This is a genomic window from Moritella viscosa (assembly GCF_900120065.1).
Lineage (GTDB): Bacteria > Pseudomonadota > Gammaproteobacteria > Enterobacterales > Moritellaceae > Moritella > Moritella viscosa.
The window spans coordinates 20,708-44,835 of the sequence record NZ_FPLG01000024.1; the positions used below are offsets into that span (position 1 = coordinate 20,708).

The following is a 24,128-nucleotide window of genomic DNA, read 5'->3' on the forward strand; positions in this document are numbered from 1 at the left end:
GCCCTGAATTACATAAGATGAAGCTAACTTATGAATGTGACCTAGCTAACAAACTGAGTGATTTATGTCAAAACCTTATCCCCTTGGTGCGCACTTACAACAAGCCAACAATTTAACAAAGCAAGGCTGTAACTTCGCGATATACGCACCAGATTGCCGCAATTTGCAGTTGGTATTGTTTAATGACAAAACACAACGTAGTTTCACGATCAAAAACAAATATGCGGGTATTCACCATATATTTATCCCAGCTGTCACCGCTGGACAAGAGTATGGATTCTCAACCAATATTGACGGACAAGACTGGCTATTACTCGACCCTTATGCAAAAGCAGTCAGCGAAGCGCCTTATTATCAGCCTCCTTACGATGCTGAAAAAAGTTGGCTTCTAACTAAAGCTATTGTCATCGATAACGCGTTTGACTGGCAAGCTGTCCCCCAGCCAGATGTCCCCTTAGCTGAAACATTATTGCTAGAAACGCATATCAAAGGATTCACTCAATTAAACCCCGCTATTACCTCGGCAGAGCCAGGTACTTATCAAGCACTCGCCGATCCGGCCAATATTATATTATTAAAACAACAAGGCATCACTAGCGTACAACTCTTGCCTGTTGCAGTTTGCATGCACGAACCGCACTTATTAAACCAGCAAGGTGTAAATTATTGGGGCTATAGCACTCTCGCCTTTATGGCGCCAGATCCCCGTTTCGCTAGCAAAGATGCAGTAATCGAATTAAAAACAGCGATCAGAGAATTACATAAACACGGCATCGAGGTGATTTTGGACATGGTATTCAACCATACCGCAGAAGGTGGCCAAGATGGGCCAATATTCAACCTTAAAGCCTTGGACCACCGTTATTATTTGCATGATGAAAACGGCCTGAGAAACTACACTGGTTGTGGTAATAGCTTGGATCTAACCCACCAAGCTAGCCTTAATTTAGTCATGGATAGCCTACGTTATTGGGTAACTGAATATCATATTGATGGCTTCCGTTTTGATTTAGCCGCAACACTTGGCCGTAATGGCGACCGTTTCAATCAACAAGCACCATTTTTCCATGCTGTTGCACAAGATCCTATTTTACAGCCTACAAAACTTATCGCCGAGCCGTGGGACATTGGTCCTGACGGTTATCAGCTAGGATATTTCCCTGATGGCTGGAATGAATGCAATGATAAATTCCGTGATACAGTGCGAAGTTTTTGGCGAGGTGATAACGGTTATCTAAAAGATTTCGCGACGCGGCTCATGGGCTCTCGCCACTTCTTTAGTGGTGGACGTTGGCCACACAAACTCCCGGTAAATTATATCGCTTATCATGATGGATTTACTCTGCAAGATTTAGTGTCTTATAACGATAAGCATAATAACGCCAACGGTGAAAACAACCGCGATGGTCATGATGACAATCGATCATACAATTGCGGTATTGAAGGTAAAACAAATGATTTAGCTATTATCGCTTTTCGTGAAAAACAAAAACGTAATCTGATCACCACGTTAATGTTTAGTTTTGGTATTCCACATATATTAGCAGCCGATACAGTTTCTCATACACAAGATGGGAACAATAATGCCTACTGCCAGGATAATAAGATCAGCTGGCTCAACTGGGAAATGGACGAGGTAAAACAAGATTTTCAAGATTGGTTGAGTAAGATGATCAAAGCGCGCAACCAATACATGCTGCCGTTCATTAATGCGTTTACGGGTGATGGCCGTAATGACCACCGTATTAATTGGTACTGCAGTGATGGTAGTACCATGCAACAACATGACTGGGAGCACCAAACCTGCATGGGGTTACATCTAGGTCTAGACACTGATGGCGATGAATTATTATTATTATTCAATCAAGTCGATATCCCAGTCGATTTTAAGCTGCCTAATGTACCGCCAATTTGGCATCGTGTTTGTGATACCAGTTCGATGCAATTAGCAGCTCTAAATGTAAACGATCACTATCAATTATCAGGCCGTTCGATGGTGGTATTACAGCGCAGTGGGCTTGATTCCATCTAATGCACTAACCCGCTTAATTTCCTGAGGGGTAAAGTAAATCTCCCGCAATTGTGTAATTTCCAGCTGTTGTTGCTCACTAGTCGTATCATTGTCGCTATTATTAGTAGCGCTAGTAATCACAGCAAGTTGCTCTTTGTATTCATCTAGCTTGGCTTGCCACAGCTGACGCTTTTCATCAAGTGTTGCTAATCGATCAGCCACTTCGGGTGAAAATGACTGTTGAGTGAAGTCTTTCAATTCAGTCTGACTCGCCCCTTGTTCTTGCAGCGTCTTATATTGATCTCGGTATTTATTTAACAGATTGGCATTACGCTGTTGCGCCAATAACCACTCAGGTGCAGCAGCATCGAGTGCTGCTTTTGCTGATTGCTTTTCGGCAGTATCTAATTCATTATTTTTATTAATCATAGCCAGGCTTAACATGTAATCTTCGTACTCATCAGCTTGACCAAAAAATGCATCAATCACATCACTATCAAGATAACGGGTCCGAGCATCAAGTACCATTTCACGGACTTGAATAACATTATCTAGTGCATACTCACCCGTATTATTTGGGTCAATATTCTGTTCAAACTGCTGCTTAATTGCCGAAACTTCATTAAGGTACTGTAAATAACCCGTTAATATTTCCATGCCTTGTGTCAGTGCTGGATCAACGAGTTGCGATGTAAGGCTGTGTTTAATGCGTGTAACTATAATGTCTAAACTTTCCTCACCCATAGCTGATAGGTAAAAGTCGAATAAATGCTGAATTTTTTTATTAATGATCAGTTCCCCACTTTCACTAACATCAAGTGTTAATGGTAGCGTTGAACCCAATAATGAGCTTGGTAATAACAAAGGTATTACTTGTACTGGTTGAGAATCCAGTTCCTGAATCGAACTATCTCTTGCCACATTAACTAGCGCGTTAATTTTCTCCGTTGATAATGGATAAATATCTTGATTAGGCTCTAACGTTGGGGTTGGTTCTATGGCAATCGAGTTAGTATCACCTTCCGATAGAAATAATGAACCGCCGCCAACAATAGCAATACCACAGAATAATACAGTGACAACAAGAAGTGCGTTTGGTTTTAACGACATAACAAGTATCCTACGTAACTAAGCACTGCAATACATTTACAGTGCTTAGCCTTTTATTAAGATAAGTTGATTACAGGCCTGCGCTCGTTAAACGCTTAGCATGTGCAACATATAACGGTAATGGACTTGTACTACCTAAACCACGTAGACCAAACATACCATTAATTTCATCTGCATGGTTCATGGTATAATCATCACGGATTACTTTACCTAAATGTGTTGAACAACGACCCACAACACCATCATTTGCTTCATCAATCGTTAAATAGGTAACAGCAAGTAAACCATCAGCAAGGTCGAGTACGTTTGAATTGAATAACGGGTTGTATGTGCCACCCCATGAATAATACGACACACCATTCACATTATGGTCACCATCATTAACTGAATAGTCATACACCCAATTTGGCCACCACCACGAACCTGCGTTATAACTTGGCGTTGCTTTACACTCACCTTGTCTTAAACCTTCAGGATATTTGGCATTGAAAATAGCCGCATCTTTAGAATTCAAGGCTTCGAGTGAACCCATCGCATTGGCTTGCTGAGCATTATTACCAGTTACAATAGATAGCAAGCTTGCGACTGCATTGCCAATGGCCATCGCTGGACCTTCTAATGGTGAATCCTTAATTAAATCGGCAGTACCAGAACCACGATGTGGAGAGCCAACAGAGGTAACCGAAGCCACAAGTCCAGGTCGAACAGAGGCAACATAACGTGAATCAATCCCACCTTGAGAGTGACCAATTAAGTTAAATTTATTCGCGCCAGTAATAGCACTCAGTTCTTCTAAATAACTAAGTAACTGTTCGCCACGTACTTCGCTGGTATCATAACCACTGACTTGTGGTGTATATACTTCAGTCGCGCCAACATCTGCTAACGCTCCCTTCACACCATAAAAATAATCTGCTAACACACTATCAAATCCCGCCAGTCCATGCACTAATACCACCGGATATTTGGTTTTACCCGAGGTGTCAGCTTGAACAGGTGCGACGATGAAACACAAGGCTCCAACTAAGATAGGGAGTAAAGTCCGAGTTTTTTTTAACATATCTAATCCTTTATTTTTGAGTTATCGCAAAATAGCGCACCCGATAGTGACAACCTGTCTCGATTTGAGTGCAGGAAAGTTATAACGCAAAAAAATAACAGGTACAACCAGATTGAATCAGGGAGTGTTATTCATCAAACTAACAGATATACGAGAATCAAATGGTAAGTTTAAAGTCAAAAATTAGCACTAACAATCACAAAAAGTAAAAATAACCGCACAATGAACCAATATTGATAAATTCCTACAGTTAAATATTTCGTATCATTAATTTTATGATTTTTAATAAGTCATTGTTAATAAATGACATTATTATGGAAAATCAATATTTAAATTAAGCTTCATTTTTATTAAAATATTTATAGTTATCAGACATAGATCATACTAAGGTATGACTTTAACGTTAAGCAGAGCAAATAAATTAAATTTATGTGGATATCAAGTTGGCACTTTATTAAAAGATGTAATCTTAATTACAGCAAATAATAGACGAAAAAAAACCAGCAATATAATCGCTGGTTTTAACTGGAAAACAGCATTAATTCATAGTTCAGAATTAACGAGCTTCGTTATTAATAATCATTTTATCGAATATCAATGTTTATTGATCGCATCCCACATGCTAAGTACTAGCTCTTGTTTGTGAGGGGTTAACTCATTAGCAACAAGCGCATCTCGCAAACTGTGCACGACCTGAAATTTAATGTCGTGGGGATATATTTTACCTATATTTTCGCACTTCGCTGTTGCGAAAGTGACGTGGCCGTGTAAATATTTAGCCGCAAATAGTTGATCCGACGTTCCTTGTTCTACAAATCCATCAAGCTTTTCCATTAGCTTGCTTTGATAAGTAGCTTTAGACAATGATTATTCCTCATACTCTGGGTTGGCGACACGATACATGATGTAATCACGATAACCTGTAGTTACACGAATAAAACCTGATAATGCTTGGTCTAATTCAACATCCCCCGTGTCTACAATTAAAGGACGTCCTGCTAATGCCGACAGCTTCGTTTTAGTTGCCAGCACAATAATATTTTCTTTGCCGATTTGTTTAATCAACTGCGGCGACAGTTGCTGATTACCACGACCAAAAATATGGCCCTGACCACCAATTAAGGTGATCACTAATTTACAGGGCTGGTCTTTCGTCAACGCTATTAACTGCGCAGCCGTTTGGTCCAAAGCGATCAATTCATGCTGATGCACAACATCAACACCTAATAAGGTATTATCCAATCCCAGTTCGGCCATTGTGAATGCCACGGTTGAGCCGGACCCCATAATATAATATTCATCTTCCATATCTGCCATCACATCGGCAGCTATGTCTGTTAGCACTAACTCATCTGATTCAATACCACCCATTTTAACGCTTTGCACATAACGTAAATCAGACGGTACCATCATCTCACCATAACGCTTCGCTTTTACTGTTCCTTGACGAAATGCGACTTCGTCAATATCCATAACATCAGCGTCAGCCAAGGTAACCAATTCGCCTAAGATCAGTCGACGAACAACGCAACCAGCAGCTTTAGGTGTAACACCATAAACACCTGAGTGGATCTTACAGCCTGCTGGCACGCCTAGTACAGGGACGGCATCGTTAATGGTGGCGCAAATATTACGCGCAGTACCATCACCACCAGCAAACAATAATAAATCAATATCTTGCGTTAATAATGCATCAACTGCAGCATAGGTGTCTTGCTCAGTTGTAACATTATTTTCAGGTCGATAAACGACTTCAACATCAAAGCCTAATTCTAAACTACAGCGCTCGCCCATTTCACCGCCTGCAGTAACAACCGTAAAACGCTGAGCAAGATCAGCAAACTGACCCAATGCTTGTAACATACGATTGTTCGCTTGCGGGATCGCACCTAAACTAAGCGCTTGCTGGGCAACATTATCACTGCCTTTTAATGCCACGCTGCCACCAATTCCAGCAACTGGATTAACAATAATACCTAGTTTAAATGGCTTAACGTTCATACATAACTCGATAATCAAAATCTGCTAATGTTAGCGGTTTGGTTTTGTAAAACGCTTGTAGTGCAGCGACCAAAGCTTGCGTGCGCGTTGATAAGCCTTTTTCGAAATAGGTTTGTACTTGCTTGTGTATCTTGTGCTGAAAAGCCAACCGGTCAATGACAATATCAGATAAGTTATCTGCGCTGACGCGAAACTTAGCACCTGCAGCAACACAAATAATCCATTCAATCGCCTGTGGCACAATTTCTACTTTTTCAAATTCAGCTTGCTGCTGCGCATTACGACCATCAGCAATATACCAGTAACCAAAATCCACCAATTGATGACGCGTTAATCCCGCCACTAACCAATGCGAAATTTCGTGCATACCACTCGAAAAAAAACCATGGGCAAAAATAATACGGTGATAATCACAACTTACATATTGTTCAAAGTCAGTATTAGCCGGTATATAAATAGGCTCATCATCGCCTTTGACTAATTGAGTATTAAATTCGTTTAAAAACGTGTGGTTAAAAATACGAATCAAATCTTGGTACTGATGCTGTTGCTCATCTTCCTTTAGAAAGCCTTGTAAATCGTTTTGCATACTGCGCCTAGCTAATCATTAAATCACAGAGTACGCTATTAATGAGCAGGATTATACCTCTATAGTAGTGGTGTGTCCGCTAATATATCGCACTCAAATTGGTAATTTTCGCTAGTAGAATACTCCTTTACGCGATATTAATCTAATATTGTTAACGAACTTAATGTCACAATACCAACACGTCCAGCAATCCCCCAACTGGCTTCAGCCGTCAGTAATAATTGCTGATCACCTTGCCAAAGAATACTTTCCCATTGTCCATAAGGTGCAAGGTTAAAGCGCTTTGCCAAATCCCAATTCAAGTCTTTATTTTCAACAGGAATAATCCAAATGAAGGGGTGTTTGTAAATAATATTGTCATCATAACCAAGTAAAACCAGTTGACCTGTGGCAGCATTATAATCTGCCGCCGTTATCAACCCATCCACATTCAGTGTTTGGTCTGGAATCACAGGGATTACCTTATCACTTGCAGTACCGCTAGTAATCTCAATTAAATCTAGACGATACAAGCGACTTTGAAAGTCCGTCCAATTTTTGCTTAAGACCCATAATTCTTCATCAACCACCGCCGACGCCTCACAATCATAATCATGCATATACATGGTTAACGCTTCTTCAGGTTTATCCGCCATTGAAAAACGAGTAGTGTTAATCGCAGCAATACTTGAACCGTCCTCAGCTGTCATTAGTACGTTAGTATCTATGTTAATAATGGTACGACTGTCACGGGTTCCCTGATTGTTACCGCAATCCATAACGAATAAATTACCGGCATCTTGCGCTAGCGATTCCCAGTCATAACTGATGACGTCATTGACATACACCTGTTTAATAACCTGCCCTGTTTTCTCATCTATTTGATATAAATTAGCACCGTCTCCACTATCATTAGCCGTCCAAGTTTGGCCGCTAAACTGAGCCAGTGAAGAGCTTTCCTTCACAATATCTTGTAGTGATGTTTGTACCTGGATCTCAAGTACAGGATAATTTTGCAGAGGTCTTGACCAATAAAAATGGCCAATGACAGCAACAACGCCTGCAATCAATAAGCCCCACACGACTATTTTCAGTGTCCATCTCAATACTGTCATAACAATTATCTATAACCCTCTTAATTCTCTATAAAATCCACGATAAGGTCTCTACAACCAACATATAAAATAATATAGTAACTATTATAATATTGATAATAGTACTTAATCTTATATATTTAGCCATTTTACAATACTAAAAAACAATAGAATGAATTTATTGCCTTTAAATTAAAATAATTTAAGCGTACACTTGTAAGCCTAACTGGTAGGACAACTAAACGAGGATGATGTATGTCACGCAGTGCTACACCAATAATAACGAATATAGGCACGGTAGCCACCCCTTATAGTGCAAAAGAAGAAGCCGCGAACACTTGGTCTCATATCATAGGTGCATTACTGAGTATTGCCGCGCTTATCGCACTATTAGTACCCTCAATACAACAAGCAGATCCTTGGCGTATTACCAGTTTTAGTATTTATGGAATCTCGATGTTTTTATTATTTTTTGCATCAAGTGCTTATCACTATGCATCGAATCCAGCGACTAAAGCGAAATTAAAGACCCTCGACCATTGTGCTATTTTCTTATTGATCGCAGGTACTTATACGCCATTGTTACTGATTGAACTACGTGGTGTACTGGGCTGGAGTATCTTCGGTGTAGTCTGGTCTATGGCGCTATTTGGTATCATAGCTAAAGTCTATTGGGCTGAACGGTTTAAGAAGGTATCGCTATTTTTTTATCTTATTATGGGTTGGTTAATTGTTTTTTCTGGCGATGAATTATTAGGTAAACTCGCCACCGGCGCACTGTATTGGTTAATTGCCGGCGGAGTAGCTTATTCAATTGGTGCGATCTTCTATGCCAATAAACGTATTCCGTATAACCACGCTATTTGGCACATATTCGTGTTACTTGGTAGCGCTTGCCACTTTATAACAATTTACCTTTATATACTGCCAGTAAGCCACTAATCACGATGAGCGAATTCTCTTAACAATGAATTAACTCACCAGGGTAATGGCAATTTCACAACTTGCCATTACCCGCTTAATTTCGGGAATACAAGAACCACACCCTGTCCCCGCTTTGCTGCAACCACCAACGGCCTCAACACTATCAGCGCCCGATTCAACGGCTTTAATAATGTCATTCTCGGTAACTTGATGACACGCACATACCATTCGACTTGGCGGTGTTTCCGCTTCCCCTTTTAGCGTTGCACGTAAACCAACATCAGGCGTTAGCATGGTTAAGTTGGCTAACCAAGAATCGTCATCAATATCATTAGCGGGGGTTACCATTAAGCTAACATCTAAATTGTCCTGAAAGCTCATAGCAAAACGGTATTTTTGTTCGGCAGCATTATTATAATCAACTTGCTTGGTCATATAGCCATTATACAAAGCTAATTTTAATTGCTGAAAGAAAGTTGCAGGCTCAGCAACACTCGCAAGGTAATATAAGAAGCCTTGTTCTAAACGACGCTCAATCCAGTAATCCACCATAGGTAATATCTTCGCGACTTGCAGACGACGCTGACTCCATAAACCTGCGCGGGATGAATGCGCCCAAGCACTGACTCTCACGGGGGTATACTTGTTTTCCGGTTGTCCAGATAATGGATCCGTATGTCCTGCAACTAAACTAGAAATTGCACCAGCACTGGCGTTTTGGCGACTCCAGTGAATAGGTAAAAATAACTCACCAGGGTTTTGGCTCACCGTAGCATGGGTACGCACCAGTAGCTTACCTTGTAAACTTTCAACCGCAACTAAGCTACCGTCAACAAGACCGCGTTCGGTGAGATCTTGTGGGTTAATCGACAATAACGGTTCAGGCATATGACCGTTAAGTTTTGTTGCTAACCCTGTTCGGCTCATGCTGTGCCATTGGTCACGGTTACGACCGGTATTTAAGATCATGGGATAATATTTACAGACTTCACTTGCCGCTGATTTATAATAAAGCGGAATGAAATTAGCTTTACCAGACGGTGTTGAAAACTGCCCATCAGTGAATAGTCGCGCTTGTGACTCGTCCCCATGTATTGGCCACTGCATAGGCTGGTGCTCTTGATAATCTTGATCTGCTAATACCGCGATATCTAAACCTCGCGGTAAAGTGTCTTGTTTAAATCCGGTCATCTGCGCATATTCAGCAAATACGTCTGCTTCGCTGTCAAAGCTAAATGCTTTACCAAATCCCATGCGTTTGGCCACTTCCGCTAATAACCACCAATCGGCTTTTGCTTCACCGACACTCGGCAAAAAGCCACGTTGGCGTGATATACAGCGTTCTGAGTTAGTCACTGTACCGGTTTTTTCACCCCAACCTTGCGCAGGTAATAATACATCAGCACAGGCGATGGTATCTGATTTAGCGATACAATCAGAGACAACCACCAGCGGACAATTTAATAACGCCTGCTGGATTTTGTCTGAATCCGGTAAGCTTACGACAGGATTAGTACCCATGATCCAAATTGCTTTGATCTTGCCCTGATGCACTTGGTCAAACATATCAATGGCTTTAGCACCAGTATTGGTCGCCAATTTATCGGTATGCCAGAATTCACTCACTAGCTTATGACTCTCTGGTGTAAAGTCCATGTGCGCAGCTAGCATACTGGCAAGGCCACCCACTTCACGGCCACCCATGGCATTAGGCTGACCGGTCACAGAAAATGGACTGGCACCAGGCTTACCGATACGGCCAGTTGCTAAATGGCAGTTAATAATGGCATTTACTTTGTTCGTACCACTGGTTGACTGATTCACACCTTGGCTAAATAACGTCAAGGTTTTATCAATATCGGTAAAGCGACGGAAAAAATCTATCATGGTATCGAGTTCGAGATTACAGAATTCAGCCAGTTCAACCCAACTTGGTGTTGATTGATAAGCAGACGCAAGTGCTTCTGCAAAACCTTCGGTATGTTGAGCGATATAATTGAGGTCACATGCGTTTTCTTGATCAAGAAATTCTAACAAACCATTGTAAAGAGCGACATCGGTACCCGGTCGAATGGCTAAATGTAAACTCGCTATATCACAAGTGTCCGTGCGGCGCGGGTCGATGACGGTTATTTTTAAATTCGGATTTGCCATTTTCGCCTGTTTAATACGACGAAATAAGATGGGATGACACCAAGCGAGATTAGAACCTACTAAACAAATATGTTCAGCTGCTTCGATATCCGCATAACAGGCAGGCACCGCATCTTCACCAAAGGCTCGTTTATGAGCGACAACGGCAGAAGACATACACAGACGTGAATTAGAATCAATATTACTGCTGCCAATAAAGCCTTTCATCAATTTGTTAGCAATATAGTAATCTTCGGTGAGTAACTGCCCTGATACATAAAAGGCAACAGCGTCAGGACCATGTTCGGCAATCACTTTGTTAAACGATGATGCAATATAGCTTAATGTGGTTTCCATACTCTGCGCTTGGCCACGAATATAACATTCAGTAAGACGTCCTTCTGGGACTAGGGTATCGGCTAGCGTTAATCCTTTAGAGCAAAGATTACCTAAATTGGTTGGGTGTGATTCATCACCACGAATAGTAACTGAGTTGTCTTGATTTACTTGCGCTTCGACACCACAACCGGTACCGCAATAAGGACATGTCGTTTTAACCCACTTGGGTATTTTTTTTAGCTTCTGCATATGTTCATCCTTGTTTACGCATATTCATATTCATATTCATATTCATATTCATATTCATATTCATTTATATATAGATAAAGCAAAAATCCAGCCAAGTCTATAGTTTGGGGGGAAGTAGGCGTAGATCACGAAGAAAGTGTATTGAAAATGCGTTAAAATAAGGGTTGCACTAAATTTTAGTACTTTGAAATAAGGTTTAAAAGGACGATAATAGTGCTTGGGATTGTTAAGCGCACCAAGTCGGTGCGCAAAATCATAATAATAAAAGTCGACTTACTGAGGCAATGATGCCTGATGGACCAAAATAAAGGCGTCCATCTCTGCCTGAGCTCGAGCCTGAACACTATCTAAACTATCTTCAGCTGTCATCGTTTCGACTACTTCATAATAACATTTAATTTTAGGTTCAGTGCCTGACGGCCTAACAATCACGCGCGAGCCACCTTCTAACTTGAAGATAAGCACATCACTAGCAGGTAAATCAATTGACTCTGTAGACCCATCTTTAAAGATTCGCAGACCACGGCTAATGTCATCTGTACTCAAAACCTGTTTATTAGCAATCTCTGTCGGTAGATCTTTACGCAGACAATCCCCGATGTTCGGCGTCGTCGGTTTAAGGGCAATACTCACCTGAGTGTTTAAGTGAAAACCATGCTCACGATAAATCTCTTCTAACCGATCCCAAACAGTCTGTCCTTGGCTAGCCAACTCTGCCGTTAACTGGGCAAATGCCACGAGTGCAGATAAACCATCTTTATCCCACACCATAGATCCAACCATATAACCTAAGGCTTCTTCATAGGCAAACAAACACTGATTATCATCACTTTGCTCAGCCATAGCCACATTCGTTAGCCACTTAAAACCAGTCAGAGTTGTCAAACAAGTCGCACCTAAGCTCGCTGCTACTTTCGATAATAAACTAGAGGAAACAATCGTTGTGCAAGTTAAACGATTATGTTCACTTGCATGATTCATGAGGTAATGACCCAATAATACGCCGACCTGATCGCCAGTGAGCATCTGGTACTTACCTGTCTCTGTACGCACTGCCACAGCAAACCTATCCGCATCAGGATCGTTAGCACAAGCCAGCGTTGCATCATACTTCTGCGCCTCGGCAATAACGAGGTCCATTGCTCCTTTCTCTTCAGGATTAGGAAAATTTACTGTCGGAAAATCGCCATCAGGTTCTCGTTGCAACGCCACCGAATAAACCTGAGATACACCAGCATCATTAAGCACTGTTTCGGCCATTTCTGCGCCAACACCATGCATCGCGGTATAGGATAGACTCACTAACTCTGGCTGGGTATGGTTCTGCAGTACAGCCGCATCCTTTATCCCTTTGCGGTAGCTTTGATAGTAATCATCTCCCAGCATAATAAGTCGACCTTCAGCACTCCCGGCTTCCAGTGTCAGTAAACGAATACTTTCTGTTGCTGCTTTATCGATACATGCTGCGATTCCAGAATCATGAGGCGGGATGATCTGTGCACCGTTCCCCCAATATACCTTATACCCATTATACTGAGGCGGATTATGACTAGCAGTCACCACAATACCCGCGGCGGCATTAAGGTGAGTAACCCCAAATGCAACTAACGGTGTCGCCGCAACCTTACTGGTCAGATAGACTTTAATTCCCATTGCAGTGAGAACACCTGCAGCATCGTGGGCAAACTGTTTTGAATCATGACGGCCATCGTATCCAATGACAACACCTCTAATCTCAATATCTTTTATCTGTTGTTTAAGGTATGCCCCTAAGCCCGCAGAAGTTTGTTGCACTACTAAGCGATTCATTCTCATAGGGCCAGCAGCAACAATGCCTCGCAGCCCCGCAGTACCAAATGCGAGTCGACCCGAAAATCGTTGCTGTAACTCAGCTTCATTACTCGTATCCAGAAGCGCCTGCAATTCCTGTCGAGTACGAGGATCGGGATCATTTTCAATCCAATGATTAACTTTAAACTTTAATTTTGTGTCCATAATTTACTTCACCTAATATCAATTGTACTGCCCAGCCAAAACCGCAACAGCAAATGAAAATAATTATCATTACACTAATCCTAGCATCCATAGAGAACAAGGAAATTTTCACTTTAGAAGAAAGGGTAGATAAAAAAATATGATATTAATCATCATAGGCGACTTACAGCTCAAACAAAACCACAAAGATTAAAAGAAAGAAGACATTAATAGTACCGACTAAAATTACCACACCTGGCAGTTTATATAGCCCATTATTCAGAATATACGAATAATGATTTCGTTTTCAACCCAATTATAAAAATAAAATAAATGAATATAATGATAATCATTCATATAAAGTAATAAATCGGAACAAACTATGAGCCATAAAAAACTAACTTACGTAATCATCGGCGGTACATCCGGTATCGGCGAAGCAGTAGCAAAACACTTCGATAATAGCGAGAATATTGTTCATGTTGCCAGCCGTACGACAGGTCTTGATATCAGTGATGAAAAGGCGGTGCATTGTTACTTCGAATCTATCGGTCCTTTTGACCATCTCGTCGTTACAGCAGGCTCATATGCTCCAGCGGGAAAAATTACAGATGTAGTCATCGAGGATGCAAAAAAAGCATTCGATACTAAATTCTGGGGGTCAATCAATGTCGCTAAGCATGCAGCTCGCTATATGAAACCAAATGGCTCTATCACGTTAACAACCGGAATGCTCTCACGCAAAGTTGTTGCCAATACTTACACAAAAACAGCGATTAATGCAGCTTTAGAGGCGGTGACAAAAGTACTAGCTAAAGAGCTATCACCTATTCGTGTTAATGCTGTCAGTCCTGGCCTAACAATGACTAGCGCATATAAAAACATGGATGAATTATCTCGTGACGCTATGTATGAAAACGCAAAAAATAATTTACCCGCAGCTAAAGTAGGTGAGGTTTCAGATATCGCGATGGCTTACGTTATGGCTATCACCAACCAATATATGACAGGTTCAATCATCGATGTCGATGGCGGTGCTTTAGTCAACTAACATGCAAACCTGCTATTTACGGATGTACATATTTACGTCCGTCAACACCGAATTATAAACAGAGAAAACTAATAATGAAAAAAGAAAAAATGCCGTTCCAAGTTTGGATATTGACACTCGCAGCATTCGCAATCGGCACCGCAGAATTTGTTATCGCAGGTATCCTACCTCAAATAGCGACATCACTATCAATCACAGAAGGTGAAGCAGGTTACTTAATCAGTGCTTACGCATTAGCCATTGTTGTTGGCGGCCCAATCTTAACGATTTATTTAGCCCGTTTTAATAAGAAAGCGGTACTAACTGGACTGATGGCACTATTTATTATAGGTAATATACTGTCCGCATTTGCGCCAACCTACAACTTACTATTAGTTAGCCGTGTGATTGCAGGACTAGTTCAAGGTCCATTCTATGGTATTGGTGCTGTTGTTGCGACTAACTTAGTATCAGAAAAAATGGCGGGCCGCGCTGTTGGCCAGATGTTCGCAGGTCTTACTCTTGCTAATGTACTCGGAGTTCCAGCTGGCACTTGGATCAGCTTACAGTTCGGATGGCATAACACATTTCTTACTGTTGCCGCATTCGGTGCCGTAGCGATGGTTTCAATTCTAATGTCAATTAAATCAACTGGGCACGGTGAAGCGAAAAATATTAAAGCGCAACTTATGGCATTCAAAAACCCAATGCTACTAATTAGCTTAGCAATAACAGCTTTTGCATGGTCTGGCTTTATGACCTTATATGGATATATTGCACCAATTGCTATGCATATAACAGGTTATAGCGAAGATGCGGTTACTTGGATTCTCGTTATTGTTGGTCTTGGTCTCATTATTGGTAACACTCTTGGCAGCCGTTCTGCAGACAAAAATCTTAACAAAGCATCGATGTTCTGGGCTATAGCAATGATTATTTCACTGATCATCGTAGGTCTTGTCATTGACAACAAAATCTTATTTGTAATCGCGGCCTTTGTATTCGGTATTGCATCATTTGCAAACGTACCAGCGATGCAACTTCGAGTAATGAATCATGGTGGTGAAGGTCAAGAACTAGCTGCAACAGCAAATATATCGGCATTCAATTTAGCAAACGCATTTGGTGGAATCCTTGGCGGCATGGTACTTGATAGTCATATGGGAGCAAGCATGATCCCTTACTCAGCAGTCATTGTACCTGTGATTGGCTTACTGCTTATCGCTAAAGCAAACAGCCGTGAAAAATCACAAGATAAATTAATATCCGCTTAGCTAGCGACTAAATAAAATGGCCCACAAGGTGGGCCCTCTATCAAAGAAGATGCCTATGAATACTTTTGATAAAATTTTAAGATTTCTTACAATCATAACTTCAGTTACCACTGTTTATCTTTCAATAGATGCATTGATAACAAATGAACTAAGTCTATGGGTATTTGTTTCAACAATCATTTTTACAATCGTTCTTTTTGTCTCGTTATACATTACATATCAAAAAAGAAATATTGAGTTCTTTGGTTTGATTGGCACTTTGCTTGGCGGACTTACTCTTGGTCGATTGTTTTCAACAATACATCTAGAGACAATTAATTTATCTGCATTATCATCCCTTGACCCATTAATGGTTGCTGAAACAGGCAATGGCATTCAAAGTATTGAGTATTCAAGTACATTGCTCTTTATTATTTTATCCATCCAGTTGATTAGATTACCTTGGTTAAATAAAACTGCCGTCCAAAGCAGTTCAATTGGAATGCCAACTAGTTATGAGTGGGGAATGACTTTAATCAGAATCTATATAGGCATGATGTTTATAGCCCACTTTACTGGTCATATCCTAGCAGGTGGCGCACCTTTCGCTGTCTTTACTGATTACTTTAGAAGCGTTGGTTTACCTTTCCCTCAAGGGTTTGTCATTCTCGCTGGAGTCATCGAGCTTTCATTGGCTGTCATGCTTTCATTTGGATTCATGACTAGGTTAGCTGCATTTAGTTCCTCCATTTATTTATTCGTCTCAGTTGGTCTTGGCGGCCACTATGCCGTGGGTTATGTTTGGGTTCTTCCCACTGGCGGATGGGAGTTCCCTGCATTTTGGATCTTTGTTTCAGGAATATTCATATTGAGTGGAGGTGGTCAGTCTTCCGTAGATCGATGGTTAAAAAACAAATATCAGGGAAATACTAACAAATTTAAATTCTTAATAAGTTAACAACAAAATTTAATTTCAGTTGTTAACGATCAATTTACCAAGGAAATATTATGAAGCTTTATATCTATGAACATTGCCCATTCAGTGCCCGCGTACGCTTCGTTGCTGGCATGCTAAACTTGGCAGTTGATATTCTAACTATTGATTATGATGATGACAAAACAACCACAGATATAATTGGTAGTAAGCAAGTGCCAGTATTAGTAAAAAGTGATGGTAAAGCACTTTCAGAAAGCTTAGATATCATCAATCACTTTTTAAGCCTTGCCGATTCAGTAGAAACACGTATCCCATCTGAAGCTGTACTTGAGTGGCAACGTTCTGCGTTTCTACCTCTTCAGAAAATTGGATATCCACGTTGGTCATCAATGAATCTTAAGGAGTTCACAACCGATTCATCTAAGAGAGCATGGCGAAGTAAGAAAGAAACTGAAGCATTAAATTTTGGCTCACTACTTACTAACACACCAGCTATAGCAGAAGAAATTGAAATCTTGATTTGGAAAGCTGCTAATCTGCTTAACCTTGATTCAGATGACCACGCCACATTAGTAGATAAGGCCATTGTATTTTCGATTCTCCGTGGTTTTTTCAGTGCTCCAGAAATTAATTGGGAGCAATCTGTTAAAGAATGGATGGAATCAGTAAGTCATCAAACGAGTGTTGAACTACTAAAATAAGGTAAATAAAATGCATGAATACTTATACCTATGTATAAGTATTCCACCAAAACCGAATATTATTTACTTATCGCCAAGTACGTACCTGCCGCGATCATAATACCACCAGCACCTCTGTTTAATCGTTGATGCGCAGCTGGAGTCTTTAATAGATTGGCCATTCGACTCGCACCAAAAGCAATTAACATTAATCCAGACATTAAGGCTATTGATGACAACACAGATACTAACGCAATATCTTGCGCAGTTAGCACGGTCAGATCGATAAACGTTGGCAAAAATGAAATATAAAACAAGATCACTTTCGGATTTGAAGCTGAGATTAAAAAACCTTGGGTTAAACTCGCTAACATTGCTTTTTCTTTCTGCGCTGTGGTTTCAGCTTGAATGTCACTTTTAATCTGAGGTAAGGCTTTCAGCATTTTATAACCAAGATAAATCAGATAACTGGCACCTAAATAACGAATAGCGGTGAATACTTCAGACCAATTTTCAGCAATGGTTGCAAGACCCAAACAGGCTAATATCAAATAAAGCACATCGCTACCAATCATCCCCATTGCTAGCATGATACATTTTTTTGGTCCATCAACCATGGCTCGCGCCAAGATCGCAAATACACCCGGTCCAGGTGTGACACCAAAAATAAATATCGCGATAAAAAATGTAATTGCAGACTCAAGTGACATTACAACTCCTTATGAATAGGTCTTTTAAAGATATTATACAGATACCTGCATCGTTCCGATTTTATTCGCGACACCACCGACTTGAACGCTGGCTATTTTTCCCCCCTGAAAGCCAACAGATGCGGTAATCACTGAAGCACAGTTCATTGATCTACCTTGTTCAAAAATATAGTCATTGGCTAAAGAAAGGTGCTCAGCCAAATAACAAGCTAACGCGCCACTTGCACTGCCAGTAGCCGACTCCTCTGGAATACCGAACAATGGCGCAAAATTACGACAGCTAGCTGTAAATGGGCTTTCTGATGTACAAAGTTCAAAAATATGAAAACCAACAATATCGTGTTTCTGACAAAAATCAGTAATCGCTAAATCATTGGATTTAATTAAATCTAACTGCCCAGTAGGTACTGGAATAATAAGGTCTGCTAGACCTGTTGATATCACTTCAATGGGTAATTTAGTACTTGCTAATACTTCGCTATCAATACCAATGACAGTTGAAATTTCCTGATAGCTAAATCCACCTGACTTTACAGGTAACTGTAGATTCATGATCACCTGACCATCGGTATTTATGGCTACAGGCAAGATCCCAGCTTTAGTACGCTGCACATAATCGTTAGCAGTAAGTATTTCCATTTGATGCATAATAGAAAATGTTGCTAATGTTGCATGACCACAAAAATCAACTTCATTAGTGGTGGTAAAAAAAGACACCTCAAAATCAACTTCATCATCATTCGACACAAAAGCCGTTTCAGAATAGCCAACCGCTTGCGCTACATTTAGCTTTTGTGCATCTGATAGCTTATCGGCATTAAGCACCACTCCAGCAGGGTTTCCACCTTTACCATTCGCGGTAAAAGAATTAACCAATAAAACCTCTATATCCATCAGAACCTCCTTTTCTGTATTAACTGACATATTTTTAATCGATTATAACTTACTCAAATATCTCATAATGTCTCTCTACATTAGCGGCAGCCTTGCCCCATGCTGAGTTTTTAACCCTGACTTGGTGCTGTTCAAACGCAGCCTTATTAATGAATTCTTCATACACATCAAAACGGTTAAGGTTAATTTCAGATTGAGTGACGTTAAACATCAAACATCCTGGTTCATTACGCGTTAACTCTTTATGACTTATTAGCGCTTTCTTAATCGCAGATAAATCAGCCGTTGGGACTATGATAAACCCTTTTAGAATTACTTTATTCATCCATATCTCCGTGCTTATTTAAAAGTGAAACAACCTACACTTTAAAATATAACGTAAAACCTTTTACTCAAATTATAATGTACGATATTTGCGATCTTGCCAAAATAAAAACGGCTTCAAACATACATTTGAGGCCGTTGACTTTTATTGCATTAATGTTTTTAAAATTTAAATCTTAAAACCACACCATTATTTGTATAAATGACGTTCTGAGTTCAGGCCTTTAATTAGGCTGACACACATAACGAGTAGTACAAAAGTAAATGGTAGTGCCGTAGTCACAACTCCTGCTTGCAGCGCTTGTAATACTTCCGTACCACCCACCCATAGCATAACACCCGCAATTGTACCTTCTACAGTCGCCCAGAAAATGCGTTGTGGCACTGGCGCATCAATCTTACCACCCGATGTGATACTATCGATCACTAACGAACCAGAGTCTGATGACGTGATAAAGAAGATCAATACCAAGATGATAGATAATACAGATAGTACATCGCCAAACGGCAGTGCATCGTATACATGAAATAAAGACAGTGAAATATCAGTTAAACCATTGGTACCCAATTCACCGAGCTTATTAACAACTTGATCGATAGCAATACCACCGAATGTAGCCATCCACACAAGTGTTACTAACGTTGGAATAAAGATCACAGCGCAAAGAAACTCACGTACTGTACGGCCTTTAGAAATACGCGCAATGAACATACCTACGAATGGTGACCATGAAATCCACCATGCCCAATAGAATACAGTCCAACCGTGCATCCACGTCGTATCGTCACGACCATGTGGGTTACTTAAACTAACAAAGTTTTGTGCATAAGCAATAAAGGTTTCAGGGATTGACGACGTTATCACATCAAAACCAATGATCATGACAAAAATAAGTAATGCGAACGCAAAAAGCATATTGATATTACTCAATACTTTAACGCCACCGTCAATACCACGCATGACCGAAAAAATCGCAATTAAGGTTACAAAGGCAATCACAATCAATTGTAAGCCAATACCGCCATCAAAACCAAATACATGGTTGATACCACTCGCCGCTTGTTGAGCGCCCAGGCCAAGCGATGTCGCTAGACCAAATAACGTCGCCAATACAGCCATGATATCAACAATGTGTCCAGCCCAACCCCACGCTCTGTCACCAATTATCGGATAGAATACCGAACGAATTGATAGCGGAAGTCCTTTGTTATAAGCAAAGAAAGCCAGCGATAATGCTACAATACCGTAAATAGCCCAGCCATGGATACCCCAGTTATAAATCGTTGCGGCAAGTGCTAACGATTTTGCTTCTGGCGTTAATGGCTCAACATTAAATGGTGTTCCCCACCAGTTAGTAAAGTAAGCAGTTGGTTCTGCAACCCCCCAAAACAACAGACCAATCCCCATTCCGGCGGCAAATAACATTGCCATCCAAGAAATAGTTGAATGCTCTGCTTTTGCTCCGACACCACCAATACGGATCTTACCAAGCGGTGATAAGATCAATACCATAGTGAAAAATACAAAGAAGTTAGTAGACCACATAAAAAACACATCAAAATCTGCCATGATGCTATTTCTAACACTGTTTAATGTTTCTTTAGCGGTAGTTGGGTCTACGAGGAGGAGTGCAGCAAGGAAGAAAAAAATAAGACCGGCACTAATGCCGAATACGGGGTTATGTATATCGAAACCCCACTTTTGAACGTTATCTTGACCGACTTGGTAGTCAGTGGTTTCAATACTGTATTTGTTGAACGTACTATTTCTGTTTAACGAACTATCCATAAATTATGCTTGAGCATATCTCCTGCAATACTTTTTGATCGAAAAGTAAAAACGAAAGGTTCATCAGCTATAACCATGATGATACCAGTGATAAAACACCTATCAGAGTAGCAAAAATACCATGAAAACTCAAATAAACTCTATTTACAGAGCTTTCAACATGATAATCAAGTGAAAACCATATAAATATAACATTCCAATTAGTAAGGTTACTACTAGGTCTGTAAAATCTTTTATAATCACTTATCGCCTATACCAATGAAGTGATTAAACCTTGACGTCATCATCGAGTAAGATAGCTTGTACAACGGCAGCTAAATCACCGCGTATTCCTTCACCATTGTCATTAAATACCGTTGCAATACGTTTAATATAATCAGGTGATGGATTTGATGACACCAAGCGCTGGATCAGCTGACGGCTAATAAAAGGCCCGACATTGGGATGATTAAATAATATATCGAGACTGACAAACAATTCCTTATCTGCTTTCATTCCCGCAGTGATACTCTGACCAAATAATACTTTCTCGTTGTAGTCATGCTGTTTAGGCGACAACGCCATAAAGGTGTCATAACGCCCACGACGACGATGACCATAGCGTTTATTTTCGACTAAATCCCAACCTGTAAATACCCGAGCTAAATTTTCAACATCAGCTTGTTGATAGCTATCGACTTTATTTCCATTGCCATCTAAAACAGCTTGTCCACTGATATCTAATTGATGCAAGCCAATACTAAATAACTGCATCACTTCACGGGCATAGTTTTCGTCTGGGAACGTATTTTCATTCAGATTAGCTTTACGATTACCTTGCATCGACAGGTAAATCCCCATCGCGGGAGACAAGGTGATATCTTGTAATAAATCACGATAATTACCAAAGCTATGCTTCACAAAAAGATCGTAATACCAAGCTAAACCATCACCGTATTTAGCCAATGTAGATTCTTGGCTCGATACAACAAAGATCTGCGACAAAGCAAATGCCACACGCTGACGTAATTGATCTTTCGCCGTTGATGCATGTTCTAGCCAAACTGATTCTTGCGCTTTTAAACAAACACGATATTTTTCCTGTTTAGTATTGCTCACGCTATTAGCGTTTAAATTACGCTTATTGTCTGCTGAATTAAATTGTGACGTAACAACGCGCTGACAATATTGTGCCGTTAACGGATAATGCCAACTGGGTGCCAATTGCATCTGCGCAGTAATCCATTGTTGGCGTGTGATTTTTTGAGCACTTAGTAATGTTTCAGGTGTAGGCCCAAAACTAGCTTGATACAATAATTTTTCCGCCGTATTGCCATTTTCCGTAGCAATTTCCGTATTAGAGCTGGCAATCGCAGGCGCTGAATTTAAACAAGCAAGCAGAGCACAACTGATACCGTTTATAAATAAAGACTGACTCATCCTAGAACACATCCTTGATACCGGTAACCATCAATATATGCTGTTTTTGTTTTGACGACAGTGATCAAGCTCTCACTCATAGACAGATACACTAGACTTGATTATGGTAACTTTATCCCCCATATGTCTTTCATATACCGAATTTATATCGATACGCAATTTGATGGAGCTAATCAGTGCAGAATTATATCCTTGACCTTACCAGTGAAAATTTTCAAGAGATCTTACTACAAGGCAAATACTCGCAACCAATCGTCATTGATTTCTGGTCTGAACGTGCGCCAGAAAACCAAGTAAGTGCCCGCCTATTAAATATCGCTCAAAGCTTAAATGGCCAAATAATTTTGGCTCGATTAAATTGCGACCGTCATCCAGAATTAGTTCAGCAGTTTGGCATTAAAAGCCTACCAACCATTGCCATCTTTAAGGATGGTAAACCCGTTGATAGCTTTGTCGGAGAGCAAGAAGAAGCGGCTATCCGTGAAATCATTAGCCGCCATTTACCAAAGCAAGAAGAGGTATTATTGCAGCAAGCACAGATGTTGTTAATGGACAGCAAATTTACAGAAGCTGTGCCACTAATGGGCCAAGCTTACGAACTGGCACCGGATAATACCGATATCAAAATTGCTTATGCACAAGCACTACTTGGTTCGCATCAAGTTGAAGCCACTGAAGCATTACTTGATACATTTGCTGAAAATGAACAACAAAGTAATCAATATCAAACGCTACGTTCACATTTAGATACAGCTAAAAAATCAGCAGAAACACCGGAAATCATCGCATTAACAGCTGCGTATGAAGCAAACCCAGATGATTTACAAATTGCTTATGATCTAGCACTGCAACTGCAAATTGCCAACAAACATAACGATGCAATGGTATTGTTATTTAAGATTTTAAGCACGGAATATGATTTCTTAGAGGGTCGTGCAAGAAAAGTTTATTTAGAATTATTATCGGTAATACCTGATGCTGTACTCGTGGCTGACTACCGCCGTAAACTGTATAGCTTGATGTATTGATAGTTAAATCATAAACCCTGATGCGCCAAGCTCAGGGTTTTATTGTTCTTTATAGCTCTCCCCTAAGGCTCACTAACATCAATCGATTCAAGTGAATCAAGATCGAATTTTCGGCTGTATGTTTATAGGTGCGAGAACATTACTGGCAGCTATCAGTAAAAATTAATGTTCGCTTTTAATCAATCCAAAACTGTCGTTTTAAATATTAATTAGAAGGCAGTTTAGTTTTTTTTCGACTCAAATGTGACATCAAAACACCGCTTAAGATGAATTTCTAAAAATATACATGTGCTTCACATCTCAATATTGACCGTTAACGAAAAGCTATTTGACAAAGTATTCCTCTTCAGAAAAACCTCTTAATTCTGTCTTCAAATTTTCAACAACAAAACATTGCCCTGCATTATAGTGAATATGTCGATTACAAAACTTTTCAATTTAACCACATAATTATTATGGTTCCTTAAACCAACGCAGCATTTTATTCCACAAAAACTAATTTTTTAATTTCATGACCCTATGTAAGTAAATTACTTAAGAATAAAAATCGTTAACAGCTCTATTTATACAAAAAACTTATATATATATAATTTACAGCAAG

The 24,128-nt window shown here is 40.2% G+C and carries 20 protein-coding genes; 7 read left to right on the forward strand and 13 right to left on the reverse strand.

The window, feature by feature from the left end:
- The first annotated feature begins 64 nt into the window (after nt 1–64).
- Nucleotides 65–2,032 carry a glycogen debranching protein GlgX gene (gene glgX / locus BT797_RS04080; protein ID WP_075471147.1) on the forward strand — a complete coding sequence of 656 codons (1,968 nt, stop codon included), beginning with the start codon at nt 65–67 and terminating at the stop codon, nt 2,030–2,032.
- Here the strand turns inward: glgX and BT797_RS04085 are convergent.
- The 6 genes from BT797_RS04085 to BT797_RS04110 all read right to left on the reverse strand — a co-directional run bounded on the left by BT797_RS04085 (nt 2,003) and on the right by BT797_RS04110 (nt 7,865).
- Nucleotides 2,003–3,121: a lipase secretion chaperone gene (locus BT797_RS04085; RefSeq protein ID WP_075471148.1), complete on the reverse strand. Its 1,119-nt coding sequence runs from the start codon at nt 3,119–3,121 to the stop codon at nt 2,003–2,005. The genes glgX and BT797_RS04085 overlap by 30 nt on opposite strands.
- A 70-nt stretch (nt 3,122–3,191) precedes the next feature.
- Complete coding sequence (locus tag BT797_RS04090) at nt 3,192–4,181, reverse strand: esterase/lipase family protein (protein ID WP_045111250.1); 990 nt, start codon at nt 4,179–4,181, stop codon at nt 3,192–3,194.
- Nucleotides 4,182–4,775: 594 nt separating this feature from the next.
- A complete protein-coding gene (locus tag BT797_RS04095) occupies nt 4,776–5,045 on the reverse strand; it encodes a YfcL family protein (protein ID WP_045111251.1) in 270 nt (89 codons plus the stop codon).
- A gap of 3 nt (nt 5,046–5,048) precedes the next feature.
- Nucleotides 5,049–6,182: an ATP-NAD kinase family protein gene (locus tag BT797_RS04100; protein ID WP_075471149.1), complete on the reverse strand. Its 1,134-nt coding sequence runs from the start codon at nt 6,180–6,182 to the stop codon at nt 5,049–5,051.
- Nucleotides 6,172–6,771, reverse strand: coding sequence for an elongation factor P hydroxylase (locus BT797_RS04105; protein WP_075471150.1), 600 nt, complete (start codon nt 6,769–6,771; stop codon nt 6,172–6,174). The genes BT797_RS04100 and BT797_RS04105 overlap by 11 nt, the downstream gene beginning before the upstream one ends.
- A gap of 137 nt (nt 6,772–6,908) precedes the next feature.
- Entirely contained in the window at nt 6,909–7,865 is a 957-nt protein-coding gene (locus BT797_RS04110) for a hypothetical protein (RefSeq protein ID WP_045111254.1), read from the reverse strand.
- 234 nt (nt 7,866–8,099) lie between these two features.
- Between BT797_RS04110 and trhA the strand changes: the two genes are divergently transcribed.
- Nucleotides 8,100–8,786 (forward strand): PAQR family membrane homeostasis protein TrhA, encoded by a 687-nt coding sequence (gene trhA / locus BT797_RS04115; RefSeq protein WP_075471151.1) that lies wholly within the window; start codon nt 8,100–8,102, stop codon nt 8,784–8,786.
- A 30-nt stretch (nt 8,787–8,816) separates the two neighbouring features.
- Here trhA and BT797_RS04120 read toward each other — a convergent pair whose 3' ends face one another.
- Both BT797_RS04120 and BT797_RS04125 read right to left on the reverse strand, forming a co-directional pair.
- On the reverse strand, nt 8,817–11,489 hold the full coding sequence (locus BT797_RS04120; protein WP_075471152.1) for a nitrate reductase: 2,673 nt from the start codon (nt 11,487–11,489) through the stop codon (nt 8,817–8,819).
- Between the two features lie 273 nt (nt 11,490–11,762).
- Nucleotides 11,763–13,484: a phospho-sugar mutase gene (locus BT797_RS04125; RefSeq protein WP_045111287.1), complete on the reverse strand. Its 1,722-nt coding sequence runs from the start codon at nt 13,482–13,484 to the stop codon at nt 11,763–11,765.
- Nucleotides 13,485–13,845: 361 nt separating this feature from the next.
- Between BT797_RS04125 and BT797_RS04130 the strand changes: the two genes are divergently transcribed.
- The 4 genes from BT797_RS04130 (at nt 13,846) to BT797_RS04145 (ending at nt 17,384) form a co-directional block, all read left to right on the forward strand.
- Nucleotides 13,846–14,514: an SDR family oxidoreductase gene (locus tag BT797_RS04130; RefSeq protein WP_045111288.1), complete on the forward strand. Its 669-nt coding sequence runs from the start codon at nt 13,846–13,848 to the stop codon at nt 14,512–14,514.
- A gap of 74 nt (nt 14,515–14,588) precedes the next feature.
- Entirely contained in the window at nt 14,589–15,767 is a 1,179-nt protein-coding gene (locus BT797_RS04135; RefSeq protein ID WP_045111289.1) for an MFS transporter, read from the forward strand.
- Nucleotides 15,768–15,822: 55 nt separating this feature from the next.
- Nucleotides 15,823–16,704: a DoxX family protein gene (locus tag BT797_RS04140; protein ID WP_045112632.1), complete on the forward strand. Its 882-nt coding sequence runs from the start codon at nt 15,823–15,825 to the stop codon at nt 16,702–16,704.
- Between the two features lie 50 nt (nt 16,705–16,754).
- Nucleotides 16,755–17,384: a GrxB family glutaredoxin gene (locus BT797_RS04145; RefSeq protein WP_045111290.1), complete on the forward strand. Its 630-nt coding sequence runs from the start codon at nt 16,755–16,757 to the stop codon at nt 17,382–17,384.
- A 59-nt stretch (nt 17,385–17,443) separates the two neighbouring features.
- On the opposite strand, the gene BT797_RS04150 is transcribed toward BT797_RS04145, so the two are convergent.
- From BT797_RS04150 to BT797_RS04170, 5 genes are all read right to left on the reverse strand, one after another.
- Nucleotides 17,444–18,073, reverse strand: a complete 630-nt coding sequence (locus BT797_RS04150; protein ID WP_045111291.1) for a LysE family translocator — start codon at nt 18,071–18,073, stop codon at nt 17,444–17,446.
- Between the two features lie 33 nt (nt 18,074–18,106).
- The gene (locus tag BT797_RS04155; RefSeq protein ID WP_045111292.1) at nt 18,107–18,967 is read right to left on the reverse strand and encodes a PhzF family phenazine biosynthesis protein; all 861 of its coding nucleotides are present in this window, start codon (nt 18,965–18,967) and stop codon (nt 18,107–18,109) included.
- Nucleotides 18,968–19,016: 49 nt separating this feature from the next.
- Nucleotides 19,017–19,292: a putative quinol monooxygenase gene (locus BT797_RS04160; protein WP_075471153.1), complete on the reverse strand. Its 276-nt coding sequence runs from the start codon at nt 19,290–19,292 to the stop codon at nt 19,017–19,019.
- Nucleotides 19,293–19,481: 189 nt separating this feature from the next.
- Complete coding sequence (locus BT797_RS04165; RefSeq protein ID WP_075471154.1) at nt 19,482–21,080, reverse strand: BCCT family transporter; 1,599 nt, start codon at nt 21,078–21,080, stop codon at nt 19,482–19,484.
- Nucleotides 21,081–21,347: 267 nt separating this feature from the next.
- Nucleotides 21,348–22,499 (reverse strand): DUF1800 domain-containing protein, encoded by a 1,152-nt coding sequence (locus tag BT797_RS04170; RefSeq protein WP_244534151.1) that lies wholly within the window; start codon nt 22,497–22,499, stop codon nt 21,348–21,350.
- A gap of 176 nt (nt 22,500–22,675) precedes the next feature.
- Between BT797_RS04170 and BT797_RS04175 the strand changes: the two genes are divergently transcribed.
- On the forward strand, nt 22,676–23,527 hold the full coding sequence (locus tag BT797_RS04175; RefSeq protein WP_045111295.1) for a tetratricopeptide repeat protein: 852 nt from the start codon (nt 22,676–22,678) through the stop codon (nt 23,525–23,527).
- The last annotated feature ends 601 nt before the right edge of the window (nt 23,528–24,128 follow it).

What these genes read in the sequence shown, in the direction of transcription:
- BT797_RS04140 (WP_045112632.1), top strand. Translation starts at nt 15,823, where the DNA reads ATGAATACTTTTGATAAAATTTTAAGATTTCTTACAATCATAACTTCA.
- BT797_RS04155 (WP_045111292.1), bottom strand. Translation starts at nt 18,967, where the DNA reads ATGGATATAGAGGTTTTATTGGTTAATTCTTTTACCGCGAATGGTAAA.
- BT797_RS04105 (WP_075471150.1), bottom strand. Translation starts at nt 6,771, where the DNA reads ATGCAAAACGATTTACAAGGCTTTCTAAAGGAAGATGAGCAACAGCAT.
- BT797_RS04150 (WP_045111291.1), bottom strand. Translation starts at nt 18,073, where the DNA reads ATGTCACTTGAGTCTGCAATTACATTTTTTATCGCGATATTTATTTTT.
- BT797_RS04135 (WP_045111289.1), top strand. Translation starts at nt 14,589, where the DNA reads ATGAAAAAAGAAAAAATGCCGTTCCAAGTTTGGATATTGACACTCGCA.
- trhA (WP_075471151.1), top strand. Translation starts at nt 8,100, where the DNA reads ATGTCACGCAGTGCTACACCAATAATAACGAATATAGGCACGGTAGCC.
- BT797_RS04085 (WP_075471148.1), bottom strand. Translation starts at nt 3,121, where the DNA reads ATGTCGTTAAAACCAAACGCACTTCTTGTTGTCACTGTATTATTCTGT.
- BT797_RS04170 (WP_244534151.1), bottom strand. Translation starts at nt 22,499, where the DNA reads ATGAGTCAGTCTTTATTTATAAACGGTATCAGTTGTGCTCTGCTTGCT.
- BT797_RS04130 (WP_045111288.1), top strand. Translation starts at nt 13,846, where the DNA reads ATGAGCCATAAAAAACTAACTTACGTAATCATCGGCGGTACATCCGGT.
- BT797_RS04110 (WP_045111254.1), bottom strand. Translation starts at nt 7,865, where the DNA reads ATGACAGTATTGAGATGGACACTGAAAATAGTCGTGTGGGGCTTATTG.
- BT797_RS04145 (WP_045111290.1), top strand. Translation starts at nt 16,755, where the DNA reads ATGAAGCTTTATATCTATGAACATTGCCCATTCAGTGCCCGCGTACGC.
- BT797_RS04160 (WP_075471153.1), bottom strand. Translation starts at nt 19,292, where the DNA reads ATGAATAAAGTAATTCTAAAAGGGTTTATCATAGTCCCAACGGCTGAT.
- BT797_RS04100 (WP_075471149.1), bottom strand. Translation starts at nt 6,182, where the DNA reads ATGAACGTTAAGCCATTTAAACTAGGTATTATTGTTAATCCAGTTGCT.
- BT797_RS04090 (WP_045111250.1), bottom strand. Translation starts at nt 4,181, where the DNA reads ATGTTAAAAAAAACTCGGACTTTACTCCCTATCTTAGTTGGAGCCTTG.
- BT797_RS04165 (WP_075471154.1), bottom strand. Translation starts at nt 21,080, where the DNA reads ATGGATAGTTCGTTAAACAGAAATAGTACGTTCAACAAATACAGTATT.
- glgX (WP_075471147.1), top strand. Translation starts at nt 65, where the DNA reads ATGTCAAAACCTTATCCCCTTGGTGCGCACTTACAACAAGCCAACAAT.
- BT797_RS04125 (WP_045111287.1), bottom strand. Translation starts at nt 13,484, where the DNA reads ATGGACACAAAATTAAAGTTTAAAGTTAATCATTGGATTGAAAATGAT.
- BT797_RS04120 (WP_075471152.1), bottom strand. Translation starts at nt 11,489, where the DNA reads ATGCAGAAGCTAAAAAAAATACCCAAGTGGGTTAAAACGACATGTCCT.